Source organism: Actinoplanes sp. TBRC 11911, assembly GCF_012933445.1.
In the GTDB taxonomy this organism is placed as follows: Bacteria; Actinomycetota; Actinomycetes; order Mycobacteriales; family Micromonosporaceae; genus Actinoplanes.
Genome location: NZ_JABBNC010000061.1, coordinates 1 through 23,292, shown reverse-complemented (window position 1 = coordinate 23,292; position 23,292 = coordinate 1). Strand labels below are relative to the sequence as shown.

The 23,292-nt window shown below is 69.2% G+C and carries 20 protein-coding genes; 10 read left to right on the top strand and 10 right to left on the bottom strand.

Annotated features, from left to right (window positions below; genetic code table 11):
• The first annotated feature begins 677 nt into the window (after positions 1–677).
• Positions 678–2,183 carry a sugar transferase gene (locus HH310_RS42455; protein ID WP_169181447.1) on the top strand — a complete coding sequence of 502 codons (1,506 nt, stop codon included), beginning with the start codon at positions 678–680 and terminating at the stop codon, positions 2,181–2,183.
• A 139-nt stretch (positions 2,184–2,322) separates the two neighbouring features.
• Here HH310_RS42455 and HH310_RS42450 read toward each other — a convergent pair whose 3' ends face one another.
• A complete protein-coding gene (locus HH310_RS42450; protein WP_169181446.1) occupies positions 2,323–3,111 on the bottom strand; it encodes a hypothetical protein in 789 nt (262 codons plus the stop codon).
• A 336-nt stretch (positions 3,112–3,447) separates the two neighbouring features.
• Here HH310_RS42450 and HH310_RS42445 point away from each other — a divergent pair, with 336 nt between their 5' ends.
• The 3 genes from HH310_RS42445 to HH310_RS42435 all read left to right on the top strand — a co-directional run bounded on the left by HH310_RS42445 (position 3,448) and on the right by HH310_RS42435 (position 6,239).
• Positions 3,448–3,711: a hypothetical protein gene (locus HH310_RS42445; protein ID WP_312034680.1), complete on the top strand. Its 264-nt coding sequence runs from the start codon at positions 3,448–3,450 to the stop codon at positions 3,709–3,711.
• A gap of 32 nt (positions 3,712–3,743) precedes the next feature.
• Complete coding sequence (locus tag HH310_RS42440; protein ID WP_169181445.1) at positions 3,744–4,625, top strand: helix-turn-helix transcriptional regulator; 882 nt, start codon at positions 3,744–3,746, stop codon at positions 4,623–4,625.
• A 384-nt stretch (positions 4,626–5,009) separates the two neighbouring features.
• On the top strand, positions 5,010–6,239 hold the full coding sequence (locus tag HH310_RS42435; protein WP_169181444.1) for an MFS transporter: 1,230 nt from the start codon (positions 5,010–5,012) through the stop codon (positions 6,237–6,239).
• Here the strand turns inward: HH310_RS42435 and wecB are convergent, their stop codons facing one another.
• From wecB to HH310_RS42405, 6 genes are all read right to left on the bottom strand, one after another.
• Positions 6,240–7,349 (bottom strand): non-hydrolyzing UDP-N-acetylglucosamine 2-epimerase, encoded by a 1,110-nt coding sequence (gene wecB, locus HH310_RS42430; RefSeq protein ID WP_169181443.1) that lies wholly within the window; start codon positions 7,347–7,349, stop codon positions 6,240–6,242.
• The gene (locus HH310_RS42425; protein ID WP_169181442.1) at positions 7,349–8,608 is read right to left on the bottom strand and encodes a nucleotide sugar dehydrogenase; all 1,260 of its coding nucleotides are present in this window, start codon (positions 8,606–8,608) and stop codon (positions 7,349–7,351) included. The genes wecB and HH310_RS42425 overlap by 1 nt, the downstream gene beginning before the upstream one ends.
• 11 nt (positions 8,609–8,619) lie before the next feature.
• Positions 8,620–9,396, bottom strand: a complete 777-nt coding sequence (locus tag HH310_RS42420; RefSeq protein ID WP_169181450.1) for a WecB/TagA/CpsF family glycosyltransferase — start codon at positions 9,394–9,396, stop codon at positions 8,620–8,622.
• A gap of 5 nt (positions 9,397–9,401) precedes the next feature.
• Positions 9,402–10,568 carry a hypothetical protein gene (locus HH310_RS42415; RefSeq protein ID WP_169181441.1) on the bottom strand — a complete coding sequence of 389 codons (1,167 nt, stop codon included), beginning with the start codon at positions 10,566–10,568 and terminating at the stop codon, positions 9,402–9,404.
• Positions 10,569–10,777: 209 nt separating this feature from the next.
• Positions 10,778–11,704 (bottom strand): glycosyltransferase family 2 protein, encoded by a 927-nt coding sequence (locus tag HH310_RS42410; RefSeq protein WP_169181440.1) that lies wholly within the window; start codon positions 11,702–11,704, stop codon positions 10,778–10,780.
• Positions 11,671–12,513: a glycosyltransferase family 2 protein gene (locus HH310_RS42405; protein ID WP_169181439.1), complete on the bottom strand. Its 843-nt coding sequence runs from the start codon at positions 12,511–12,513 to the stop codon at positions 11,671–11,673. The genes HH310_RS42410 and HH310_RS42405 overlap by 34 nt, the downstream gene beginning before the upstream one ends.
• A gap of 139 nt (positions 12,514–12,652) precedes the next feature.
• Between HH310_RS42405 and HH310_RS42400 the strand changes: the two genes are divergently transcribed.
• Together HH310_RS42400 and HH310_RS42395 are read left to right on the top strand one after the other, a co-directional pair.
• Positions 12,653–13,879, top strand: a complete 1,227-nt coding sequence (locus tag HH310_RS42400; RefSeq protein WP_312034679.1) for an MFS transporter — start codon at positions 12,653–12,655, stop codon at positions 13,877–13,879.
• Positions 13,876–14,889, top strand: coding sequence for a hypothetical protein (locus HH310_RS42395; protein WP_169181438.1), 1,014 nt, complete (start codon positions 13,876–13,878; stop codon positions 14,887–14,889). The genes HH310_RS42400 and HH310_RS42395 overlap by 4 nt, the downstream gene beginning before the upstream one ends.
• Here HH310_RS42395 and HH310_RS42390 read toward each other — a convergent pair.
• Positions 14,876–15,532 carry a class I SAM-dependent methyltransferase gene (locus HH310_RS42390; RefSeq protein WP_169181437.1) on the bottom strand — a complete coding sequence of 219 codons (657 nt, stop codon included), beginning with the start codon at positions 15,530–15,532 and terminating at the stop codon, positions 14,876–14,878. The two genes, HH310_RS42395 and HH310_RS42390, sit on opposite strands and share 14 nt — an antisense overlap.
• 145 nt (positions 15,533–15,677) lie before the next feature.
• Between HH310_RS42390 and HH310_RS42385 the strand changes: the two genes are divergently transcribed.
• From HH310_RS42385 to HH310_RS42375, 3 genes are read left to right on the top strand one after another with little or no spacing between them, the layout of a single operon-like run.
• Entirely contained in the window at positions 15,678–16,751 is a 1,074-nt protein-coding gene (locus HH310_RS42385) for a right-handed parallel beta-helix repeat-containing protein (protein ID WP_169181436.1), read from the top strand.
• Between the two features lie 10 nt (positions 16,752–16,761).
• A complete protein-coding gene (locus HH310_RS45145) occupies positions 16,762–17,895 on the top strand; it encodes a GNAT family N-acetyltransferase (RefSeq protein ID WP_169181435.1) in 1,134 nt (377 codons plus the stop codon).
• Entirely contained in the window at positions 17,892–19,064 is a 1,173-nt protein-coding gene (locus HH310_RS42375; protein ID WP_169181434.1) for a glycosyltransferase, read from the top strand. Before HH310_RS45145 ends, HH310_RS42375 begins: the two co-directional genes overlap by 4 nt.
• On the opposite strand, the gene HH310_RS42370 is transcribed toward HH310_RS42375, so the two are convergent.
• Entirely contained in the window at positions 19,042–20,412 is a 1,371-nt protein-coding gene (locus tag HH310_RS42370; protein ID WP_169181433.1) for an O-antigen ligase, read from the bottom strand. The genes HH310_RS42375 and HH310_RS42370 overlap by 23 nt on opposite strands.
• Positions 20,409–21,290 carry a hypothetical protein gene (locus HH310_RS42365; RefSeq protein ID WP_169181432.1) on the bottom strand — a complete coding sequence of 294 codons (882 nt, stop codon included), beginning with the start codon at positions 21,288–21,290 and terminating at the stop codon, positions 20,409–20,411. The genes HH310_RS42370 and HH310_RS42365 overlap by 4 nt, the downstream gene beginning before the upstream one ends.
• Before the next feature lie 211 nt (positions 21,291–21,501).
• Between HH310_RS42365 and HH310_RS42360 the strand changes: the two genes are divergently transcribed.
• Positions 21,502–22,758, top strand: coding sequence for a glycosyltransferase family 4 protein (locus HH310_RS42360; protein WP_211193323.1), 1,257 nt, complete (start codon positions 21,502–21,504; stop codon positions 22,756–22,758).
• The last annotated feature ends 534 nt before the right edge of the window (positions 22,759–23,292 follow it).

The window sequence follows — 23,292 nt, the reverse complement described above, 5'->3', positions numbered from 1 at the left end:
GTCTCGACCAAATCCAGGATGTGGTCGGGATCGCCACATAGCGGGACGGCCGCTTGCGGGTTGCCAGATGCCAGATGCAGGTCGCCGGTTGCCGGTTGCTCGACCCGTCCGGCGGCGAGATCCGCCACGGCACGGGAACACGCGCCGCCGGTTCCCGAAGTTGTAGCGCGAGCACGACATCCACCCGCTCGACACGGACCTCGGCATCGCGTGGCCGGCACCCCGCTTCTGTCCACGAAGGACGCCGCCGGGCCGGCATTCGTGGAAGCGCAGGTCACGGGCCTGTCGCCAGGGTATTCCACGTGTTCGGAGTAGGTCGCGTCACTTCGTCGGATTTAGTACAGGTTTGATCACCGTTCGTCCATTGACTCATGTCTCTACGTATAGTATGAGATCACTCTCTGTGGCGTCATTCCGGTACGATGCACGTCGATCTATGCCGGAAATCGTTAATGCCCGATGTGAACCGCCTTCGTCCACTTTGTAATGTCACCTCATCCGATCCGCCATTCCTCTCCGACGAAAGAGGCGTAGCGCTGACGCTTATCGATTCGGGAGAGTTTCCCGTGGGTCGCCGAGGCTCGCCGGCCCGTCACCGCCCCGGCATGTCCGGCGTGTTCGGCGAGCCGTCGCAGCCCGGCGTGTGGTAGAGCACAGTCGATAATGGGGGCCACAACGTGCGGACGCTCGAAGATCTGTCGACCGTCGAGATCAAACAGAAGGAAGCGCAGCTCACCGGGCCTCGCGGACAGGAAGTCCGCGCCGTGGCGACGCAACCGGGCTGGCGTGATCGTTACGCCCTGGGCCTGGTCGTCATCGACGTGGTCGTCGGCCTGATCGCCGCCTCGTCGGCCCTCGTGCTGCGCTTCGGCGCGGGCGAGACCAAGTCGTTCCTGATCAACTACCGGCTGTTCACCTTCGTCTTTCCGCTGGCCTGGGTCGCGATCCTGGCAATTAACCGGGCATACGAGTCACGGCACCTTTTCGTGGGAACCGACGAATACGTCCGGGTCGTCCGCGCCGGCATTGGCCTCACCGCGATTTTGGCGTTCGCTTCCTTTGCGTTCGACCTGCGTTTGGCCCGTGGTTACGTCATTATCGCCGTTCCGCTCGCCACCCTCGTCGACGTCGTCGGCCGTTATTTGTATCGGCAAACACTGCACCGTTCCTGGGCCCGCGGGCAGCGGCTGCACCGGGTCATCCTGGTCGGGCACGCCCGCGCCGTCGCGGACATGACCCAGCGGCTGCGCAACGAAAGCCACCACGGGCTCGGCATCATCGGCGCCTGCCTGCCGCTCGGCCAAAGTGGACGGACCGAGGACGGCATGCCGCCGATCTACGGGAGTTTCGACAGTGTGGCCCAGGCGGTCCGGCACTCCGGCGCCGACACGGTGGTGGTGCTGTCCTGCCCCGAGATCGACGGGGCGGCGCTGCGCCGCCTGGCCTGGCAGCTCGAGTCCGACGAGATCGACCTGATCGTGGCGAGCACGCTGGTCGACGTGGCCGGCGACCGCACGACGATCCGCCCCGTCGACGGCCTGCCGATGCTGCACGTCGAACACCCCCGGCTGAAGGGCAGCACCCGCCTGGTGAAGGCGGCGTTCGACCGGCTCGGAGCGTTCGTGCTGCTGGCCCTGCTGTCCCCGGTCCTGGCCGTGGTGGCGTTGCTGGTGATGTTCGGCCCGGGCGGCCGCGGCCCGGCCATCTTCCGCCAGGAGCGGGTCGGCAAGGACGGCCGGCCGTTCGTGCTCTACAAGTTCCGCACCATGGTGGTGAACGCCGAGGCGAAACTGGCCGAGCTGCGAAACCTGAACGACACGGACGGCGAGCTGTTCAAGATGCGCAAGGACCCGCGGGTCACGCCGGTGGGACGGTGGCTGCGCCGGTATTCGCTGGACGAGCTCCCGCAGCTCCTGAACGTTCTGAAGGGCGACATGTCGCTGGTGGGCCCGCGGCCGCCGCTGGCGCTGGAGGTGGCGGGGTATCCGGCCGACATGCGCCGCCGCCTGGTGGTGAAGCCGGGCCTGACGGGCTTGTGGCAGGTGTCGGGCCGCTCCGACCTGTCCTGGGACGAGTCGATCCGGCTGGACCTGACGTACGTCGAGAATTGGTCCCTGGCCATGGATTTGGCGATCCTGGCCCGAACCGTGAGCGCGGTGATGCGAAGCTCCGGCGCGTACTGAAATGTTCGTTTGTGGCGCCTCGCTCCGCCCTGAGGCGCCGCAGTTCCCACAGTGACGCCTTGCTGGGTGTCACGCCGTCAGAGCCGCCTCCGACGCACCTCGGGGGCGGCTCTGTGGTTTCGGTGAGCGCCGGATTTGGTCAGTCGAGCGGGGGCTCCTCGTGGGACCTGCGGAAGGCGCCCTCGTAGACGAGGTTTCTGAAGACGGTTGCGGACGCCAGGGCGCCGAACTCGTGGAACTCGTCGTTCTTGGCGGAGTCGGCGAAATCGCAGATGGATTTGATGATGGTGACCCGGCTGCCGCCTCGTTCCGCGGCTCTCGCGACGCCGTACGACTCGGTGTCGAGTGCCACCGCCCGGCGGTGTGCGGAGCATATGGTGTCGCGGAAGACCTGGGAGGCGACGACTTTTTCGCCGCTGGCGATGACGACGTCGGTGTGGACGGCCACCGAGGTCGTCTTGCCCTGCAGGCCGATCAAACTCGGCATCACCGACGCGGCGACCCGCACTCGCTCGTCGGTCGCGCGCCAGGACGGTGCGCCCTCGGCGGCTGTCTCGGTCAGCTTCTGGGATTCGTAGTAGAGGATCTGTTCGGGGATGACCACGTCGCCGAGTTTGACGCGGTCCGGCACTCCGGCCGCGATGCCCAGGAGCACGACGTGGGGTGCCTTGGTGCGGCCGAGGGCCTCCTGGGTCACCAGCGCCGCGGGAACGGCGCCCATCGAGCTCACCAGGACGATCTCCAATCGCCACGCGTTGCCCAGTCGATCGACGATCTTGGTCCGTGCGATGCCGGCCTCGTGTGACACGCAGGGACCGAGTACCTGGATTGCCGACCTGAACTCGAACGGCAGCGCGGCGACGGCGAGCAGCTCGGCCCTCGCCGCGGATGGCGCGGTGCCCAGGACATCAAGGTCGACAAGGGTCACGATCAGACTCTCCTCGGTGCGATCCAAACGTCGAAGTGATCGGTCACGTCACGCTTTCCCGGCAGGGCCACTGTGGCCGGCGCCGTTTCCTTAACGATCGTTTCACTCACTATGTGTGATCGATCGTCGTCGTGAAAGGTCTATTCAGCAGGTGCGAATTTCGTCAGCGTCGAGTGAATAACCAGCCACGTCGCAGGCTGCTAGCATCAGACTTGCGTGGTGGCAGCTAGCCAGCAAGCCGGGGCAAATCCCTGATCACCCTATCAATATCGATCGGATCACGGTCGCGCGCCAAAGCCGGATATTCATCCGATCCGAATGAGAGCATACGTCCTCGTGACTACTCATCGTCAGACGGACAACGCGGTCCCTGCAGATACATTGCCTCGCATCAGTGCGGGGTCACCGCCGCCGCAGCTGCTTGCCAAGGTCTGCGCCTCGAGCGGCTGCCCCACGATCTACAAAAAGGATCAGGAGACGCTCATCGTCCAGGGTTACGCGCTCCGGGCGGATCAAGCGGGCCTCGATGTGCCGGAGGGCGAGTTCCTCGTCGAGATACCCATCGACTTGCTCGCCGCCGCAGCTCGGAGCATCGACTAAGATCGGCTGACCGGTACGGGAGGGGGCGTTCGGTGCCTGACACGTCGGACGTTCCCCGCGGTCCTGCCGAGGAACTGGGAGTCGCTCTAACCAAGATCCGCAAGGCCAAGGGGCTCACCGGCACGCGACTGGCGGGCATGGTGGAAATGAGCCAGGCGAAGATTTCGCGAATAGAAAACGCGATCACGCTTCCCGACCCGGCGGACATCGAAAAGATCGCTCGTGCTCTCGACGCCGGCGAGGCAGATACCCGGCGGCTGGTCGAGCTGGCCGAACAGGCGCACGACCGCATGACGGACTGGCGGTCGCTGTGGGCGACGCTTGCCTCGATACAGCGCGAGATTCGCCAGATCGAGCTCGGCGTCAAGCAGTTGAAGGACTTTCAGTCCGCGATCGTTGCGGGATTGCTCCAGACCAGCGAGTACGCGAGAGCGGTTCTCTCCTCTTTCCGCCCGATCACGCGGCTGGAAGATCCGGCGAACGATGTCGCCATCCCCGCGGCCGTGTCCGCCAGGGTGCAACGTCAAGAGGTCCTCGGTGATCGGGAGCGAACCTTCGAGTTCGTCATGACCGAATCGGTACTGGCAAATCGGATCTGCCCACCCGAACAGATGGCGGCTCAGATCCGGCGGCTGCGCGAACTGTCGAGCCAGCCCAACATCACGATCGCGATAATTCCGGCGGCAACCGCCTTGTCGCTTCCGCCGATGCACTCGTTCAACATGTTCGACGACGAAACGGTGATGGTAGAACTGCTGAACACCGGCATCTTGTCCCAGGGCAAAGCCGACGTCCGCGCCTACTGCCGAGCCTTCGACACCTTCAAGAGTCACGCGACTCTCGACATCGACGCCCTCCTCGACAAACATCTGGCCGGCTACCTGGACGAGGCACGCGCGCGAACGGCGTACTGAAACGCGCGAGCGAGCACCCTCCCCCGCCGCGTGCGCGGAAGCGCGCCGGCCTCGATGACACGTGGGCAGCCCTCGCCACACCCCCGAGGTCGCGCATTGGTCCGTCGCCTGCCGGCGGGAACCGGGCGACCGTGCTCTCGAGCGCGCCGTCGCGCCGCTGGTATGTTTCTCCACGTACACCGGACTAAAAAGTCCAGATTTTGGTCGGGCGTGTGGTCCAGACCACCGAGTATCGCGGGGTAGAGACGGATCGTAGCGCTGATGTGAGGGTCCGAGCGCCTGGAAATTGGCGACATCCCTGTTTCTCGACCATCTCTGATCGGACTAAATAGTCCCTCTGGTCGACGAGACGTCCGTCACCCGCACCACGCGAGGAGAAACATCATGTCAACCACCGGCGGTACGCCTGCGACGGGCATAATTGAGCCACCCGCCGCCAGTTCCGCGAAGCCCTCCAGGCGGGCCTGGGCGGGCGTCGGAGCCCTCGCGCTGGGCGCGTTCATCATGGTCATGACCGAGACGCTGCCGGTCGGGCTGCTGCCGGACATCGCCGGCGGACTTCATGTCTCGCTCGGCCTCGCGGGGCTGATCGTGCTGGTGCCGGGCCTCAGCGCCGCGGTCGCGGCACCGCTGTTCTTCCTCGGCTCCGGACGCTTCAACCGGCGCACGCTCGTGCTCGCCTTCGGTCTGACGGTGCTGGTGTCGAACCTGGTCGCCGCGGTGTCGCCGGACTTCGCCCTGGTGCTTTTCGCCCGTCTGGTCTTCGGCGCCACCCTGGGTGCGTTCTGGGTCGTGGTCCTGCCGATCGGACCCAGGCTGGTCGGTGCGGCCGCCGGCACGCGTGCCATCACCATCATCGCGGCCGGTATCTCGGGCGGGACGGTGGTCGGGCTCCCCGCGGGACAATTCCTCGGCAACCTCGTCGGCTGGCATCTCACGTTCGCCATCGCGGCGGCGGCGACACTGCTCTCCGTGGTCCTGCAGGCGCTCGTGCTGCCGAGTGTCAGCCCGGACGGGCATACGCACGTCCGTGACCTCGTAGCGGTGGTGACCCGCCCCGCAGCCCGCTTCGGCATGGCGGCGGGCGCGGTGGTGTACATCGGGCAGTTCACCGCCTGGACGTACATCACCCCGTTCCTGATGGATCACACCCATCTGTCCAGCGGGGTGATCTCCTTGCTCTACGTCATCTACGGCGGCGGTGGCATCGCCGGCTCGATCATCGCCGGGTCGCTGTTCAAGCGCGGGGTGATCGGCAGCTTCGCCGGGGCGGCGACGGTGCTGGCCGCCTTGATCGTCGGGCTGGTGTTCGCGGGCACCCTGCCCTGGCTGGCCGGCCTGCTGCTCGTGCTGTGGGGTTTGTTCTGGGGAATTCTGAACCCGGGCACGGTGGTCTGGATGCTCGGCGCGGCCCCGGAGACCCCCGAGGCCGCGGCGACGTTGAACGTGACGAACCTCCAGATCGCACTGGCGGTCGGGTCCGGCCTCGGCGCGATCCTTGTCTCGTCGGCCACCTTGCCGACGGTGTTCGTCACGGCGGGTTTCGTCGTGCTGGCCGCCGCCGCGCTGGCCGCGATGGCGGCCCGACTCGTGCCACTCGGCCAGGGGAAATGATCAGACGGTGACACCTCGGGCGTCGGTGGGCCGCAACCGCTCAGGGGCGGCCAGAAACCGCAGCAGGACCTCGGCGATGCGGTCCCCGGCGTGCCCGTCCCACAAGGCGGGCGTCCGCTTCAGCGGCGGGTCGGACAGCACCCGCCGGGCGGTGGCGATGATCCGGGCCGGGTCCCGGCCCACCAGGGTGTTCGTGCCCTCGGTCACCGTGATCGGCCGCTCGGTCGAGTCGCGCAGGGTCAGACACGGGACGCCCAAGGCGGTCGTCTCCTCCTGGATGCCGCCCGAATCGGTCAGGACCAGCCGGGCCGACGCCTGCAGGGCGATGAAGTCCAGGTAACCGGCCGGCGGAATGAGGCGCAGCCCCGAGGTCTGCGGGAGCCGGGCCGCGGTACGCGGGTGCACCGGCAGCACGACCGGCAACTCCGCGGCGACCGCCGACAACGCCTCGAGCAGACCGGCCAGCATCGCCGGGTCGTCGACGTTGGCCGGGCGGTGCAACGTCGCCAGGGCGTAGGAACCCGGGGTCAACCCATGGCGGTGCAGCACATCCGAGGCCAGTGCCCGGTCCAGGTTGGCGTACAGGGTGTCGATCATGACGTTGCCGGCCAGGTGGATCTGGTCGTCGTGGTAGCCCTCGGCGCGCAGGTTCTCCACGCCGTCCGGGGACGGCGCGAACAGCAGGTCGCTCAGGCGGTCGGTGACGACCCGGTTCACCTCCTCGGGCATCGACCAGTCGCGGCTGCGCAGGCCCGCCTCGACGTGCGCCACCGGGACGCCCGCCTTGGCCGCGACCAGCGAGCAGGCCAGCGTGGACGTCACGTCGCCGACCACCACGACCGCGTCCGGCTTCAGTTCGTCGACGAGCGGCTCGAAGGCGGTCATCACGCGGGCCGTCTGCGTGGCGTGGCTGCCGGAGCCGGTGCCGAGGTGGCGGTCCGGCGGCCGCAGGCCCAGGTCGGTGAAGAACACGTCGTTCATCGCGGCGTCGTAGTGCTGGCCCGTGTGCACCAGCACGACCGAGGCGCCCCGGGACTCGAGGGCGTCGAGGACCGGCTTGACCTTCATGAAGTTCGGGCGGGCACCCGCCACCAGGATGATCCGGGGCATCAGATCACCTCGACCAGGTCGCCGGCCGGCAGGCGGCGCCGGGTGTCGAGCACGTAGCGGGACTCGGACGCGATCAGCTCGTAGTCGAACACGTCGTGGTCGGCCAGCAGCACCACGGCGTCCGCCGCCCGCAACTCCGCCGCGTCGGCCGGCACCATCGTCAGGTCGGCCGCGCCGTGCACCGCCTCGACCACGTGCGGGTCGGCGACTCGCACCTCGGCGCCCATCTCGCGCAGCAACTGCACGACGCGTACGGCGGGCGATTCGCGGGCGTCACCGGTGTTTTTCTTGTACGCCAAGCCGAGCAGCAGGATGCGACTGCCCGACACCGAGCGCTGCCGCTTGTTCAAAGCACTGATCAACCGGCGTACGACGTAATCGGGCATGTGGTTGTTGATGTCGTTGGCCAGGTCGACGAACCGGAAGCTCTGGCCGAGCGCCCGCTGCACCCGCCAGGACAGGTAGGACGGGTCGATCGGCAGGCAGTGGCCGCCGACGCCCGGGCCCGGGGTGAACCGCATGAACCCGAACGGCTTGCTGGAGGCCGCGTCGATGGCCTGCCAGACGTCGATGTCGAGGTCGTTGGAGATCATCGCGATCTCGTTGACGAGCGCGATGTTCACGTGCCGGAACGTGTTCTCGATGAGCTTCGCCAGTTCGGCCTCGCGCGGCGACGCCACCGTCACGGTGTTCTCGACGATCGTGTCGTAGAACTCCTTGACCTTCTTCAGCGACGTCTCGTCGACCCCCGAGACGATCTTCGGGGTGTTGATGACGTTCCAGGTCGGGTTGCCCGGGTCGATGCGCTCGGGGCTGAAGCCGAGCCAGAAGTCGATGCCCGCCCGCAGGCCGGACTCTTTCTCCAGGATGGGCTGGACGACCTCCTGGGTGGTGCCCGGGTACGTCGTCGATTCGAGCACCACGACCGCACCGGGACGCAGGTGCCGGGCGAGCAGTGCGGTGGACGCCTCGACGTAGGTGAGGTCGGGAACGCCGTCGCGCAGCGGGGTCGGCACGGTGATCACCGCGACGTCGTAGTCCGCGCAGTCCGACGGATCGGTGCTGGGCCGGTAGGACCCGTCGGCGGTGACAGCCTGCAGCCGGGCCGCGGCGATGTCCTCGACGTACGACTCGCCGCGCTGCAACCGGCCGATCCGGACCGTGTCGACGTCGTAGCCGACGACCTGGTGACCGACCTCGGCGGCGCGGACGGCCAGCGGCAGCCCGACATAGCCCTGGCCGGCGATGACGACTCGCATGGCAGTTTCCCTCACTTGTGATCGGTGGAGGACGAGGATCGGACGGAACGCGCCCACTCGCCGGCGACGAGGCGGATGAACGCGGCATTCGTGGTGAGGTAGCGGCCGCCGAGACGACGCGGTTCCTGCAGGGCGCGGTACAGCCACTCCATGCCCATCCGCTGCCAGGCCCGGGGCGCGCGCTTGACCACCCCGGCGAGCACGTCGAAGGACCCGCCGACGCCGTGCACCACCTTCGCGCCGGTGCGTTCGCCGTGGGTGGCCACGAAGACCTCTTTCTTCGGCGAGGTCATACCGAGGAAGAGCAGGTCGGCGCCGCTGCCTTTGATGGCGTCGGCGATCGCGGGCGCCTCGTCGTCGGCGAAGTAGCCGTTACGGCTGCCGGCGATGCGCAGGCGCGGGTGCTGCGCCCGGATCCGCGAAACCATCGTCGCCAGCACCTCCTCGCGGGCGCCGAGGAAGTAGACCGAACGGCCCTGCTCCTCGGCCATGTACATGAGCCGCTGGAACAGGTCGATGCCGGCGACGCGTTCGGGCAGCGGGCGGCGCAGCACCCGGGCGGCCCAGACCACCGACTGGCCGTCGGCCACGATGACGTCGCAGCCGGTCACCGCGTCGCGCAGGGCGGCGTCCGCGCGCATCTTCACGATCTTCGCGGCGTTGACCACGCCGACCTCGACGAACTCGCCCTTCTCGACGGCGGCCATGCACAGCGCCACGGTCTCGCCGAGGGTGAGCGGGTCGATCGGGACGCCGAGCAGGTCGCGGCGTTCGCGGACGGTGAGCATCCCGGTCACCGCCCCTGCTGCTCGGTGGCGGGCGTGTGCACCGAGGCGAGCCAGGCGAAGTAGAGCCAGCCGAACTCGTACGGGCGGCACTCGCGGTCGAGCGCGGTGGGCCGGTAGACCCGGTCGATGACCGGCATCCGCAGGCCGGAGCGCACGCCGGTGGTGACCCCGTGCAGGCCGCGCACGATCTTCCTGGGGTCACCGCGGAACACCTTCCGCACGGTCAGGCCGTCGTCGTCGCGCAGCATCGTCTCCGAGCCGGCACCCAGCTCGGCGGGGCCGAGCAGCCATCGCAGGCCGAGCCGGATCGACTGGTCGTAGTCGCCGCCGCCGGCCTCGGCCAGGTCGAGCAGCGCCATCGGGGCCATCGCGTGCTGGTGCACGGTGTAGACCGGGTATCCCTCGATGACGTCGCCGGTGCGGGCGTCGTAGTGCCACCACCACTGCCCGGCCGGGCCCTGCAGGCGGCAGATCTGCTCGGCGGTGACGCGGGCCGCGTCCAGTGCCGCCTTGTCGTCGCCGGAGTGGTGCAGCCGGGCCAGCGCCTGGATCGGGTAGACCTGGTCGGCGAAGCAGGCGATGTGGTTGCGGTAGCCCTTCACGAGGCCGGGGCCGGTCGCGTGCGGGAACACCGGGCTGCCCTTGAAAACGCTGTCCAGCAAGCGTTTCCGGGCCTGCGCCAGGTGTTCCTCGACGTCGGCCTGGCCGCGCGCGGTGGCCAGCGCGGAGACCACCCAGGCGGCCTCCACCACGTATTCCGGGGCGGTGCGCCGGTCGGCGGAGGCCAGGCGCCGCAGGGCGTCCGGCAGCGACGGATGGCCGATCTGGGCGGCGCTCCACGCGATCAGCGCGATGTCGCCGAGGTTGGTGCTCGTCTGCTGGCGCTCGACGAGCAATGTCACGAAGTCGTCCAGACAATGGCCGCCGAGCAACGCGGGCCGGTCGGCCTCGGGCAGCCACGCGACCCCCAGAGCGACGATCGCGGCGTACCGCAGGCTGGTGCCGGAGAGGTGGGCGTCGACCCGGTCATCCGTCGTGGTGAAGACGCGCGTGAAGGCGAATTCGTCGGTGTCCGACCGGTACATGGCGGGTAGTCCGCGCGATGCGAGCGCGAGGAGCCGGTTGGTCAGCTCGGTGGTTTCGCCGTCGAGGTGAGCGAATCTCGGCGTCATGTCGTCCTTCCGGAGGGCCGCCCACACAGGAGCAGCGGAGCCGTCCGTGAGGCTACTGAGGACAATTAGGTCATCGAAAGATGTAGACGGCTAACTGACATGCCGTATTGACCGTTTTCGTGGTGAGGCTCCCGATAACTCCGTACGACCGGTGAAGCGGCTCGTCTTAACGGCCAGCCGCAACGGACGAGGCGGGTGATATGCATCGATCACTTCGGCGGAAACGGCAGCCGGGACGGGCGTACGAGGGCGGCGATTGCTTGTTTGCTCCGCGGATGCCCGAGGGCCGCGCGCGACGCCTCGCGCAGAAACGTCGCCGACCAGAACAGCGCGGTGGCCGCACCGGAGTGCCGCATCCGGTACAGCCGAACCTTGTTCACGGTCAGCAGGCTCCACAGCGCGGGCGAGACGCGCGATTCGCCACCGATGTGGACAGCCTCGGCGTCGGCCACCAGATCGGTGCGGAAGCCGCGATCGCGGGCGCGCAACGCGAACTCGGTCTCCTCCGAGTAGAGGAAGAACCGCTCGTCCCACGGCCCGCACGCGTCGAGACACGCGCGCGACATCAGCATCACCGCGCCGGTGGCCCAGTCGGCCGACCCGTCACTCAGGTACGCCGACGGGTCCACGACCGTCTCCCCCAGCGCCGGGAAGCGTCCGGCGCGCTGGCCCAGCACCGCCTCGCCGAACGCCCGGGGCACCGACGGCTCGCGGCGCAATGACAGCGCCACCTGCCCGTCCTCGCCGACGATCCGCGGCACCGTGATGCCCACGCCGTCGCCCAGCCGCGACATCAGCGTCGCGACCGAGCCGGGCCGCAGCCGCACGTCGGGATTGAGGATCAGGACCGCGTCGTACGCCGGTGCCGAGCGCACCGCCGCGTTGAACGCCGCCGCATATCCGGCGTTACGTCCGGTCTGCTCGATGTGGCAGCCCGGAACCGCCGCGACGGCGATCGCCACGCTGTCGTCGGCCGAGTTGTTGTCGGCGATGGTGAGGTGCCAGCGGACCCCGCGCAGCCCGTCGTCGAGCGAGTCCAGCAAGCCGGGCAGGACGGCGGCGCTGTTGTAGGTCACGACCACCACCGCGATCGTGGGGGTGGTCAGGTCGCGCGGCTGCTCTCGTCGCGTAGCCATGTGGTGAAGTCTCCGGAACGGATCGGACGGCGGGCCCGCCACCGGGTGATGACGGTGACGGCGAGGAACGCCGCGAGTTTGGGCGCCGCCGGCGGGTGCCGGCGGACGATGCCGAGGAGGTCGGCCTTGCTGGTACGGGCCGCGTCGACGGTGCCCGGCATGGCCGCCTGCAGCTGGGTGGTGGCGGTGACCGACCGGACCCGGCGGCGCAGCAGGTCGCCGAGGGTCCGCGGCGCGTGCACGACGACCCGAGCGCCGGGCACCACCCGCCGCTCGGCGGGCGCGAACGCCACCGACGCGGCCAGGTCGTCGCCCATCACGTCGGGAACGGCCCGCAGCCGCTCGCGCGCCACCGGGCCGACCGCGATGACGCCGCGGCCGAACAGGCCCTCCCGGACGCCCGGAAGCTCCTGCCAGATGTCGTAATACCACCGCACGAGCCAGGACGACCGTCCGGTGTCGACGGTCCGGTCGGGTGCGGTGGCCAGGACGCCCGGCTCCCGCAACCCCGCAGCCAGCGCGCGCAGATCCGCGATGCCGAGCTCGACGTCGGCGTCCAGGAAGATCACCTCGTCGCCGGTCGCCCGGTCGTCGCCGGCCCGCAGCGCCGCGTACTTGCCGGGCTGTTCCAAGGCGACCACCTCGACGGCCGGGCCGAACGACGCGGCCACCCCGGCGGTGTCGTCGGTGCAGCCGTTCGGGACGACGATCACCTGGATCTCGCCCGGTCGCGCCCCCTCCAGCAGGGCCCGCAGCAGGCGTCCGATCACGAGGGATTCGTTGTGTGCCGGGATCACTACGCTGATCACGCGAGCAGTATCTCGGCCACTTCGGTGAGGCGCCATCAACTGTCGTATGTAAATCAACGAACCCGATGGCCGAGTGTCTTCGCCGCCGATCCGCGTAAAGGTGGCGGGACAGGGAAGAAACGGAGAGGTAGGGAAATACGTGTACGTCACGGTACGCGGCCGGCCCTCGAAAGCCGCGGGCCCGCAGGCCGGCCGGGTGGCGACGACCGTCCTGCTTCTCGGCGTCGTCAGCCTGCTCACCGACATCTCGTCCGAGATGGTGGTGGCGGTGCTGCCGCTCTACCTCACCACCGAGGTCGGCCTGGGCTACCTCGCGTACGGCGTGGTGGACGGCCTCTACCAGGGCGTCAGCGCCTTCGTGCGGATCGCCGGCGGATACGCGGGCGACCGGGGTGGCCGGCCGAAATGGGTGGCCTTCACGGGGTACGGGCTGTCCGCGCTGTCCCGCATCGTCATGCTGCCGGCGCACGGATTCGTCGCGGTCACCGGGGCCATCACGGCCGACCGGCTGGGCAAGGGCCTGCGCACCGCCCCGCGCGACGCGCTGATCGCGGAGTCGTCCGAGCCGGCCATGCTGGGCCGCGCGTTCGGCGTGCACCGCACACTGGACACGGTCGGTGCGGTGCTCGGCCCGCTGGTCGCGTTCGCCCTGCTGGCGATGGTGCCGGGCAGCTACGACTCGGTGTTCGTCACCTCGTTCGCGTTCGCCGTGATCGGCGTGGCCGTGCTGCTGCTGTTCGTGCCCGACCTGCGCACCCGCGCCGGGGCCGCCCGCGTCGGACTGCGCCGGGTGCTGCGCGAGATCAGCGGCGTACGGCTGCGGCGCCCGCTCGTGGCGACTGGGCTGCTCGGCGTGCTGACCATCGGCGACGGCTTCCTCTACCTGGCCGTGCAGCAGCGCGACGACCTGGCCGCCACGCTGTTCCCGCTGCTCTACGTCGGCACCAACATCGCGTACCTGGCGCTGGCGTTGCCGCTGGGCCGGCTCTCCGACCGGATCGGGCGGTCCCGGGTCTTCCTCGGCGGTCACGTCGCGCTGCTGCTGGCCTATCTGGCGGCCGGCGGCCCGTTCAGCGGCGTGGCCGGCACGGTGGTCGTGCTGACCCTGCTCGGCACCTATTACGCGAGCACCGACGGCGTGCTGTCCGCGCTGGTCAGCCGCCTGGTCAGCGACGAGGCGCGAGGCAGCGGGATCGCCGCCGCGCAGACCGTGGTCGCGGTCGCCCGGTTCGTCTCCGCGCTGGCGTTCGGCAGTCTGTGGGTGCTGATCGGGCGGGGTGACGCGCTGCTGCTCGTGGCCGGCCTGCTAGCGTGCGCCCTCCCGGTGGCCTGGTGGCTGCTGCGCGCATCGGAGGTACCCGCGTGAACACCAGAGCACGGCTAGCGATCCTGGCGGGCGTGGTGGCGGTGGTGCTGGTCGCCACCGGCGCCTACGTGTTGCGGGTGCAGCACAGGCAGGCCAATGCCGCGCCCGTCGCCGCGCGCGCCGACCTGAGCACGGTGCTGGCCGCGCCGCATCTGGTCTTCCGCAACACCGCGATCGGCAGCGAGCTCGGCAAGGTCGCCGTCGTGCCCTTGAGCGCGCCGTCCGGGCCGCGGGCCTTCACCGGCGCCTCCTGTGAGCGGATCTACGCCACCGGAAGCCACGAGATCTGCCTGTACGCCCGGCGGGGGCTGAGCAACACGTACAAGGCGCAGCTGCTCGGGCCGGACTTCCAGACCGTCACCGACGTGCCGCTGAGCGGGCTGCCCAGCCGCGCCCGGATGTCGCGCGACGGCAGCCTGACCGCCACCACCACCTTCGTCTTCGGCGACTCCTACGCCAACGTCGGCCAGTTCTCCACCCGGACCCTGGTCACCCGGCTGGACGGCAAACAGACCGCGGACCTCGAGCAATTCCAGTTGTACGCCGATGGCAAGCGCGTCACGGCCGCGGACCGCAACTTCTGGGGCGTCACGTTCGCCGACGACGACAAGTTCTACGCCACCGCGGCCTCGGGCGGGAAGACGTGGCTGGTCGTGGGCAGCCTGTCGGCCAAGAGGATGACCTCGCTGCGCCGCGACGTGGAGTGCCCGTCGCTGTCGCCGGACCGCACTCGGATCGCCTTCAAGAAGCACGGCGACCTGCCCCCGGGCCAGTGGCGGCTGGCCGTCTACGACTTGCGCACCCACACCGAGACGCTGCTGGCCGAGACGCGCAGCGTGGACGACCAGGTCGAGTGGCTCGACGACGACACCGTCCTGTACGGGCTGCCCCGCACCACCGATGCCGGCGCCGCCACCAGCGACATCTGGGCCGTCCCGGCGGACGGCTCGGGCACGCCGCGCACGCTGGTGGCCGACGCGTGGTCGCCCGCGGTGGTCAGGCCGTCTTGACCGCGATGATCGACTTGGTCAGGCCGGCCAGGCGCTCGTTGCGGATGGTCGAGCCGGGGAACAGGTAACGCAGCTCGGTGCGGTCGATCAGCTCGGTCCAGAGCACGCCGTCGAGTGCGTCGGTGAGGCCGCTCGAGCGTACGTGGGCCAGCGGCCACCGGCGGGCCATCGCCGCGCGGGCCCGGATCGGCATGAACTGCATGCCGGGCGCCACCCAGTGCGGCTCGACCGGGAAATACCGGTACGGCGTCTGGATCCAGTGCGCGTCGGCGAGTTTGTGGGCGTTCTCGGCGAACCGGGCACGGCGCTCGTGACCGCCGACGTGTTCCAGCACCGAGTTCGAGAACACCAGGTCGTATCGCCGGGAAGCAATCGACTCGGGTAGATCGCACGCGTTGGCGTAGTCCGTCGTGATCCAATCAGGAATGTCGGTATCGAGAGGTTCGATGTTCAGCACGTGCACGTGCTTCGGGTGCACCGGCGAATGCATCCAGGTGTGCGGGTCGCCGCCGAGATCCACCACCGACATCTGGTCCAGGCCGGGGAACGTGCTGGTGAACCACGACCAGCGCGCGGCACGGCGGCGCGCACCCCACGAGTCGTCGTCGCCGACCAGACGGGAACGGAGCGACTTCCAGGCCATCGGTGTGACTTCCCCCCAACGCGTACGGACATCAGCAGTGTGCAACTTAGACAACCAAACGGCTCTATGGCTCAGTCGTTTAACCGACACAACCTCGGCCGACCCGCTCATAGGCCGATGCCCGGGCGTACGGCACCCTACGTGCATGCCCAGCGAAGCGCCTCGCCCTGCCCGCCGCCGCTGGCTCGTTCCGGCCGCCATCGCCCTCGCCGTCGTCGCCGGCACCACCGTGGGCGTGCTGACCACGCGCGACAACGCGAGCACCGGCACCCTGGCCGGTCAGCAGGGCAGCGCGCCGTCCGCCACCCCCGGGCCGCGGAGCCAGGCGCCGACGGTCAAGCCCAGCCCGAGTGCGAGCGCGAGCGCGACGCCGTCGAAGACCCCCACCAAGGCCAAGTCCGGTGCGGCCGCCGTCGAGGCGAAGAAGTCGACGTTCCCCGGCGCGTCGAACACCGGCGTGCCGGCCGGCGTGAAGCTCAAGCCGATGACCGGTGAATTGGTGGTGTCGAAGGCCGGCGCGGTCGTCGACGGCATCGATCTGGTCGGTAGGCTCGTGGTCAAGGCCAACAACGTCACCATCAAGAACTCCCGGATCACCGCGCCGGCCAACCTGCCCAACCAGGGGCGCGACGAGTTCACCGTGATCCAGCAGGACACCTCGGTCAAGGGCATGACGATGCAGGACTGCGAGATCGACGGGTCCGGGCTGGTCTACCGGGCCATCATGGCGTACAACGGGCTGACCGTCAGCCGCTGCGAGATGAAGAACATCGGGCACGGTGTCGAGATCGGCACCGACTACGTCATCAAGGACAGCTGGATCCATTCGACGACCGACGGCCCGGACGACGACTGGCACGTCGACGGCATCATCAGCTCGATCGGCGACAACGGGCTGATCGAGCACAACACGATCGTGCTGTCCGGCGGCAGCCTCACCGGCGCGGTGAGCATCGGCAGCTCGATCGGCCCGATCGACAACGTGATCGTCCGCAACAACCTGCTGGCCGGCGGCAACTACTGCGTCTACATCCAGGATCAGGGACACCCCGCCACCAACATCCAGGTGGTCGACAACTGGTTCTCCACCCAGCAGGAGAAGAAGGTCGGCGTGTACGGGATCTGGTACGGCAGCGACCTCCCCAAGGACCTGGTACGCCGCGGCAACAAGATCCTCGAGACCGGGAAGCCGGCCGACGACGAGCCCGACTGGGGCTGAGAAAGGCGCCATGAAGATCACCACCGCCACCGACCTCGAGACGCTCGCCGACACGTGGCGCCGGTTCGAGATCGTCAGTCCACACGCGAGCCTCGAACTGTTCACGGTCGTCCACGACGCGCTGGGCGAGCAGCCGCACGTCCTGCTGCTGGAGGAGGACGGGCGCGAGCCGATCCTCGTGGTGGCGCGCGTCGAGCGCCGCCCGGTGCGGGTCAAGGCCGGCTACCGGACGCTGTTCACCGCCCCGGCCCGGTGGCTGGTCGTGGTGGCCGGCGGCATCGTGGGCGCGCGGACCGCGGACGACTACCGCGCGGTGATGCGGGCGCTGACGGCGAGCCTGCGGCGCGGTGACGCGGACATCCTGCAGCTGTCGAAGGTGCCGGTGGACGGGCCGCTCGCCGAGGTGGCCGCGAGTCACCTGTCGTGGCTGCGTCGCGGGCACGGCGCGGCGCCCCAGGTGCACCACACGTCGGACCTCAGCGGCGGCCTGGACAGCCTGTTGAGCCGCCGGTCGAAGGGCACCCGCTGGCGGATCCGCAAGCGGCTCAAGAAGCTGGGCGACCCGGAGGCGAAGATGAGCGTCCGGCGGATCGGGCCGGACGACGCCGAGGACGACGTCGTGCGGATTCTGGACTCGATCGCGTCGGGCAGCTACCAGCGCGGCATCGGGGTCGGGTTCGCCGACGACCCGCTGCATCGCGCCTTCGTGCGCTGGGCGATCGCCGGCGGGGCGTACAAAATCTGGCTTCTGTCGCTGGAGGGCACGCCGGTGGCGTACCTGAACGGGCTCACCCACCACGGCACCTTCCACCTGTTCGAGACGGCTTTCGACGCCGCGCGCGCGGACGACGAGCCGGGCGCGATCCTGCTGGCCCGGGTGCTGCAGGAGCTGGCCGACGACCCGGCGGTGGACGGGTTCGACTACGGGTACGGCGACGCGCAGTACAAGTCGTCGATGAGCGACGCCTCGTGGGACGAGACCGACGTGCTGTTCTTCGCGGCCCGGCCGCGGGCGCTGTCGCTGAACCTGCTCAACACCGGTGCGGCCACCGCGGTCGGGCTGGGCAAGCGGGTGCTCGGCGGCGAGCGGGTGGCGGCGATGCGCAAGCGCAAGCGGGCCGAGCTGTCCCAGGGCGACGCGTGACCGCACTGGACGGCACCCGCGAGGATCTGATCGTCTACCTCGCGACCGGGTGGTGGGACGGGCCGGCCGGCACCGACCGGCAGCTGGCCACCGCGCTCGGCCGGTACGGTCCGGTGCTCTACGTGGACCCGCCGATCTCGGGGCTGACCCGCTTCCTCAAGCCGCAGCTCGCCGGGGTGGCGGCGGCGCCCCGCATTCAGGTGCACACGCCCCGGCTGGCGCGGCTGGTCACCCGGGTCACCCCCGGCATGACGCGGCCCGTGCTGCGGCATCTGCGGGCGCCGCAGGTCCATCACACGCTGCGGTCCGCGGTGCGCGAACTGTTCGGGCCGCGGGGCGCGGTGGCGGCGGTGGTGTCCAGCCGGGTCGACGAGAGCTGGCCGCGGCTGCCCGCCCGGCACCGGCTGCTGCACGTCACCGACGACCTGGTGGCCGGGGCGGAGTTGCTCGGGCTGCCGCGGGAACGGCTGATCCGGCTGGAGAACGCGGCACTCGCCGGGGCGGACCGGGTGAGCGTGGTGTCGCCCGGGTTGCGGGAGCGCTACGGGAGCCGGGCCGAGCTGGTGCCGAACGGGTGCTCCCCCGAGGCGTACGCGGGAGTGGATGAGGCGCCGCTGCCGGACATAAGGCTTACCGGGCCGGTCGCCGGATTTGTCGGGCACCTCAACGACCGGATCGACCTCAGCCTGCTGGAAGCGGTCGCCGACACTGGGTGCGCGCTGCTCATCGTGGGGCCGCTGGCGCACGGCTACCGGGAGGCGGACCGCTTCGCGGCGCTCGCCGGGCGCGGCAACGTGTCCTGGGTGGGCCAGCGGGCGTACGAGGAACTGCCGTCCTATCTGCGGCTCATCGACGTGGGGCTGACGCCGTACGTGGACAACGCGTTCAACCGGGCCAGCTTCCCGCTGAAGACGCTGGAGTACCTCGCCGCGGGCCGGGCCGTGGTGGCCACCTCGTTGCCGGCCCACACGTGGCTGAACACGCCGCTGATCACGCTGGCGGACGGCCCACGCGACTTCGCGGCGCAGGTCGGGCGCGCCTTGGCACAACCACGGACCCCTGCGGGCGTACGGGATCGGCGGTCTTTCGCGGCACGGCACAGCTGGACCGTTCGCGCCGAGCGGATGGCCGAGCTGCTGGGTCTGACTACCCGAACCAGTGTGGGGTAGACGTGCGCACCTGACGGGCCGGGTGGGTGAACCGCCAGACCGTGCCGCACAGGCCGATCATCAGACCCAGCACCATCACGTACGTGGTGTAGGCGAAGACGTCGAACGTGTACGCGATGAACATGGCCATCGCCTGGATCGCGACCAGGCACATGCACAGATGCTTGTCGGCCTTGTTGGTGGCGCGGCGGAACGCGACGACCGCGACGACCAGGGCGGTGATGTGCAGGATCGCCAGCGTGGCGACCTGCAGCACGCCGCCCTCCAGCGCGGTGCGCAGCCACTGGTTGTCCAGGTACTGGTACATCGGGGGCACCCACGTGCCGGTGCCGCGGCCCAGCCACGGCCGCTGCGAGAAGTAGTGGCCGACCATCGCGTACCGCTCGGTACGGGAGGTGATGCTCGGGTCGTCCTCCGCGTCGGCGAACAGGTTCAGCAGCGTGCGCCCGATGCTGGGCAGCACTGCCGAGAGCGCCACCAGCCCGCCGACGCCGAGCACGATGACGTTGTAGCGCCGGCGCCACGTCCAGAGCGGGATCAGGAAGGCCAGCGCGATCACCATCGCGATGATCCCGGTGCGCGAGATCGTCTCGAGGATGCCGAGCGTGACGAGCCCGGCCGCGATCGCGTACCGGCGGCGTTCCTTGGCGGTGTCCGAGTAGAGCGCGAAGTGCACGGCGATCGGCCAGCAGAGGGAGAGCGTGCCGCACAGCTCCAGGTAATGCGTGGTCGTCGCGGCCACCCGGACGCCACCGCCGCGCTCCTGCAGGCCGATCAGATCGCCCATCTGCAGGCCGGGAATCTCCAGATACTGCACCGGATCGACCGGCGAGACCGACTGGACCACGCCGATGATCGACATGAACACGCAGCACCAGACCAGAACCTTCAGCACCAGGCGGACCCGGTCCCAGTTGGTCAGGCCGTCGGCGGCCAGCAGGATCACGCCGAAGAACGCGAACGCGCTGAGCAGCAGCCGGTCGGCGGCGTTGGCCTCCATCGCGGTCAGGCCGCGCTCGAAGCCGATCGCGTACCCGGCCAGGAGGGAGGCGAAATAGATCAGCACGACCCAGCGCACCGGTTGCGGACCGGGCATGGCCAGCCGGGGATGCGCCCGCGAGCCCAGCCACCAGGCGAACATCAACACGCACAGGATGACCGCCGGGCGGCCGACGTCGGCGCTCGTGCTGGGCAGGATCGCGAGCGACGGAATCAGCGTCAGCAGGCAGATCATCAGCCCGAACACGACGGCCGCGTCGACGCGGCCGAGTCGCCGCCGGGTGGCGTAGGTGCGATTACCGGCGACCGCGGGCTCGAAGTCCGCCGGGTGAATGGCGGGAGCGCTCAACGCCGGTGGCCGCCGTTGTCGTTCGAGGACTGGCGCGGGCCGGGCAGGATGATGGTCGCCTCGCCGGGGCTGTCCTTACGCGGCTCGGACGGGGCCTTCACCTTGGCCTTCGCCACCCCGTTGGTGCCCTTGCGCGGCGGTATCGTGCCCTCCGGGAACTGGATCCGCACGGTCTCACTGGCTTTGGGCGCCTCGAAGACCCGGGGTGACGGCGAGACGGGTGCCGCCGCGATCGTCGGTTCCGGCAGCGCGGCCTCGTCCTTGCGCCGGCGACGCCGCCGCAACCACGCGTCGAAACCGATCGTCACGGCAGCGGTGAGCAGCATGCCGGTGCCGAACACGGCGATGATGGCCCGCTTGACCTTGCCGCCCGGACGGTCCAGGTTTTCGCCCTGGTCGAGCCGCTCCACGGTGATCAGATCCTGGGTGCGGACGCGGTACTGCGTCTGCAGCTTGAGCGTGCTCTCCTTGAACCGCTTGATCACCGCATCGGTCGTCTCGACCGCCTGCTCCCTGGTCAGGCCGATCACCTCGATCGTGGCGCCCGCGACCGGGTCACCCGAGGTGATCTTGAAGTTGGTGCTGTAGCCCTCTTTCTCGAGACGCTCCAGGAAGGTGCGGTCGACCGTGGCGTAGTTGCTGGCCTGGCTCAGCGCCTCGAGCCCCAGCTGGTTCCACGGATTGACCGGGATCTTGCGGGCCTCCTCCTCGGTGACCGGCGGAGTCTGCGGCGGGATCAGCTGCACGTACGACGTCAGAACGTAGTCGGCCTCGATCTGCGTGGCCGTGTACCCGGTCCCGGCGAACGTGAGCAGAAGGAGGGGAAGCGCCAGATACCAGCGCCGCACCAACACCTTCGTCGCGTCCCAGAAATCCACTGAGTCCTCTCCTCCATCGCTGCCCCCGCCACCGTCACGATGTCGTCGCGATGGATCCAGCGCTGGCGGGCGCGTCAACCATCGGCCTCATCGACAAGGCTCAGTGGGCACAGTACCGATGCCCGTCACCTGCCGACTATCCACTGGAAGGGTCGAGATCCCGACGCTTTGTCGGCATTCTTGCCCGTCACTGGATTCCTACAATCCCTGCGTGCTGAACATCGTGGTCTACCCGCACGACATGGCGATGGGCGGGAGCCAGCTCAACGCCATCGAGCTGGCCGCCGCGGTGCGCGACCTGGGACATAACGTGACGATCGCCGGCGATGACGGACCGTTGGTGCAGATGGTGACCGACCTCGGCATGCGTCACGTTTCGATCCCGTCGCACCGCCGTCGTCCGTCCACCGTGGTCGCTCGCCAGTTGCGCCGGATGATTCGCACCGAAAAGATCGACATCGTCCACGGATACGAGTGGCCGCCCGGTTTGGAGGCCGCCGCCGCGGTTTATCCGCTCGGTGCGTCGGCGGCGGTGTGCACGGTGATGTCGATGGCGATCGCCCCTTTCCTCCCCCGCGATCTGCCGCTGGTGGTCGGGACCGAGGCGCTCCGGGAGACGACCGCCGCGGGTCGCCGCGGCCCGGTCTACCTGATCGAGCCGCCGGTCGACGTCACGGCCAACGCGCCGGCGCATCCGGTGGGCGACTTTCGTGCCTCTTTCGACCTGACTGACACGTCTTATGTGGACATCGTGGTCATTTGCCGCCTCGTGCCCGAGCTGAAGCTCGAAGGCGTGCTGACCGCCATCGACGTGGTCGGTGACCTGGCCCGATCGCTGCCGCTGCGGCTTACGGTCGTCGGCGACGGCACCGCCCGGGACGCGGTCGCGGAGCGGGCCGCGAAGGCGAACGCGCGGGCCGGTCGGCGGGCGGTCGTGCTCACCGGACAGCTCATCGACCCGCGCCCGGCGTATGCGGCCGCCGACATCATGCTCGGCATGGGCGGTTCGGCGTTGCGCGCGCTGGCGTTCGCGAAGCCCCTGGTCGTGCAGGGTGAGCAGGGGTTCTGGGAGCTGTTGACCCCGTCCAGCGTCGACCTGTTTCTGCGCCAGGGGTGGTACGGGGTGGGCTCGGCCTCCGGTGCCGGCGCCGCCCGCCTGGCGTCGATCCTGCAGGCGCTGGTGGCCGACCCGGCGCGGCGCGCGGAGCTGGGCGCCTACGGCCGCAAGCTCGCGGTCGAGCGGTTCAGCCTGGAGCGGGCCGCGGTGATGCAGGAGCAGATCTATCAGGACGCGTTGTCGGCGGCGCGCCGCTCCCTGCTGTCCCAGACCGGCGACGGCGTGCGGTCCGCCGTCGGCGTGGGCACCCACAAGGTGCGGCAGCGTTACCGGTCCTTCCGAGGCACCCGCAAGACGGACGACTTCAACGCGGTCACCTTGGCTTCGACGGTCCTGTCAAAACCTTCATAAGGTACGGCGAGCGAAAAGTCCCCTAGGTTTTACGGCCACTCGCCTGCCAGGCAAGGCCGTCCCCGGCTTCCGGCCCTTGCCCCCGCAAAACAGCCCCGGCGCCGCCTGACCTCACTGCGCCTTGGTCGACGCCGGTGCACCTTCGTCGACGCGGCCCAACCCCCTGGTCGACGCTGCAGGTCTGGCGTGGGACAAATCGTGCCGGCTGCTTGCGAGCACGCGAAACACAACGCGTAAAACAAGCGGCGCGCGTTGTCTGTCGCGGGCACGCTCACCCTGATTTATACCGATAAATCGGTATTTAGTCGGCGCGAAGCAGGGCAATGGACTGCCACCTGACGACGCCGCTCGGCGGTTGTCTCATCATCCGGCCGCCGCAGGCTACATCGTGGACTCGCGTCCTTATAGGACGGTCGATTTGCACCCTATCGATTCTTTTGCGGCCACCATTTGCTGCCTGATTTGGAGACCTTGGAGAGTTGCGCCCACATACGAGCCCCAACTTTCCAAGGTCTGAAACTGTTCAGCTGGTTT